At 50.7% G+C, this 2,521-nt stretch carries 2 protein-coding genes; both read left to right on the top strand.

Annotated elements, in window-relative coordinates; genetic code table 11:
- Positions 1 to 498 precede the first annotated feature (498 nt).
- Positions 499 to 1,341: a putative Ig domain-containing protein gene (locus HZA49_05025; protein ID MBI5778798.1), complete on the top strand. Its 843-nt coding sequence runs from the start codon at positions 499 to 501 to the stop codon at positions 1,339 to 1,341.
- 55 nt (positions 1,342 to 1,396) lie between these two features.
- On the top strand, positions 1,397 to 2,521 hold a 1,125-nt coding region (locus tag HZA49_05020; GenBank protein MBI5778797.1), incomplete at its 3' end, for an Ig-like domain-containing protein.

Raw genomic sequence — 2,521 nt, 5'->3', positions numbered from 1 at the left:
ATCACTGATGCTGACTACAGAGGTGATGGTATCAGATATACCGGAAGAAAAGGAAAAGATGCCGCGCATGCCGGCCGGTGGCGGTATGGGTGATATGTATTAATCTGAGCTTGTAAGAATTATTTACAAGAGGCCTCCCGGCAAAATGCCGTGGAGGCCTCTTTTTTGACTTGACTATCAACGGGTAGCAGAAAAGCCAATATTATGCCAGCCTAAAATATAGCCAATTAACATTTTCTGAAGAATATCAATGCGTTTCAATTCTGTTTTCTAATAAACCTTAAAATAACAAGCTAAAAGGTTAGCCCAACTATTCTCAGGCATCTCCGGGCTATCCATTCTGTAATTTCCTAAAATACTTTAAAAATTAAGTAGTTAAGACTAAAAATAGTCTCAATTAAATATGATGGCACTGGAGTTGCTGATATATACCTTCAAAATCCATGATGTATAGTTCAGAATGGCATTATCAACGTATACGAGGAGGTATGTGCAGATATGAAGATATATAGAAGGCTTTCATCAATTATCGATCCAGTCTTGTCTACGGTGTTAGTTTTTTTAGTTATGATCCTGACACTTTCTAAGGAGGCGTATGCCGCCGAACCGGTAGCTAATGCCGGAGCTGACCAGATTCAGGTGAAAACCCAACTCCTGAGCTTCGAAGCCGTGCTAAATGGTGTGGAGTCCTATGATACTGACGGGAATTCTCTCACCTATCAGTGGTACGGCCCATTCGACCCCGTCACTGGTCCGGCGCCTGCCGTGTCTGTTCCCGAAGGGAGATACACGGTTTCCCTCCTCGTCGATGATGGCATGACAATGTCCCTGCCGGATACGACAACGATTGAGATCATCCCATGTTTCTCCCTTATGGCCATGGCCAGGGATCGGAGGGTGATTCTGGGATGGTCCCCTCAGGGGAGCAATATCCTTTATGAAATTTATCGATCAGTGGCCTCTGACCCCGGCAACTTTGTCAAGATTGGGGAGACCACCTCGGAACACTCCGCTTATGTGGATTATGGTGTGACCAATGATACAACCTATCTCTACATAGTAAAGGCCAATCTGCAGGGGAGGAACTGTTATTCGAGTGTAGTGAGCGGGCAACCTTTTGCCGGGCATAGCGCACCTGCGGTCAATCCGGTCATCTACTCCTCCCCTATACTCTATGGGGCGACCGGGATTATTTATAACTATGATGTCAATGCCACAGGTGCACAGCATTATAGCCTTTCCGTTTTTCCTTATGGCATGACGATCGATCCTGCTACCGGGCTGATCGCCTGGATACCGGATGTGGCCGGCACCTTTGATGTGACCGTGGAAGTTAAGTGACGGGCAAGGCGGCACAGCTACTCAGAGCTATATACTCGATATCACTGCCCAGCCTGTGAGAGGTCCGGAGGTGTTTATCTGCGTCGAGCCGTTCCGGGAGCAGACCCCGCAGCCCCCGGAACCCGACTGTGCGCGGGAGGAATATGCGACCTCTTACGGCCTTATCACCGGCCTTGTGAATGAGAGGACGCTGACCGTGACATTAAACGGGGTGGTTCTTCCCGATGGGGAGGAGATATATGATGCAGGATTAATAGTGATCGGGATGCGGAATGGGGATTTCTACTGGGCCTTTGTTCAAATCCCCGATGTGGACGGGACCTACCCCTTTACCGCGGTGGCGTGGGATGCCCTCGGAAATTATAGGGATGCCACGGCCTATTTCATCCGGGATACGGTTCCGCCGGATATCAATATCACAGACCCTCTGGACGGGATTGTGGTAAACACCCCAACGGTAACGATCACCGGAGTGGTAGACGATCCTGAGGCGCTGGTCTATGAGGGATACTACGGTCCCCTGATTCCTGTGGTAGATGGGGTGTTTGAGGTAGAGGTGGCACTCGATGAGGGCCCCAACGGGTTTATCTTTCAGGCAGAGGATGCAGCAGGTAACCAGGGCAGTGCCACGGTCCGGATCACCCTGGACACAATCCCCCCTCAGATTGACATTACCAGTCCTGTGGAGGGGGGAGCGATGAATACGGTCAATCTTGCCGTGTCCGGGTTAGTAATCGATGAAAATATCAATACGGTCACGGTGTCGGCCAACGGAGAATCACCGCAACCCCTTACGATTACAGGCCAGGGTTTCAGCGGTACAGTCGCCTTAAGCAGCGGCTGGAACACGCTCCTTTTCGAGGCGACGGATCAGGTTGGGAATGCTGTACAACAGACCCGCGCAGTGTTGCTGGACATGCTCTCCCCCACAGTGGCCATTACATTACCCACATCCGGCGCATCTGTGAGCGGGCTCATTCAGGTGACCGTCGAGGCATCGGATCTTCAATCCGGGGTCTCCGGGGTTAGCCTTTTATTGGATGGACAGTTATACTCAACTACTACCCAGTCTCCTTATACCTTTGATCTGGATACGATGGCCTATGCCGCCGGCGTTCATACCCTCACGGCAAGGGCCACAGATACCGCGGGAAATATCTCGGAAGCAAGCACAGACCTT

It is taken from the genome of Planctomycetota bacterium, from assembly GCA_016235865.1.
Lineage (GTDB): Bacteria > Planctomycetota > MHYJ01 > JACQXL01 > JACQXL01 > JACRIK01.
This window is presented reverse-complemented; position numbering and strand designations above follow the sequence as displayed.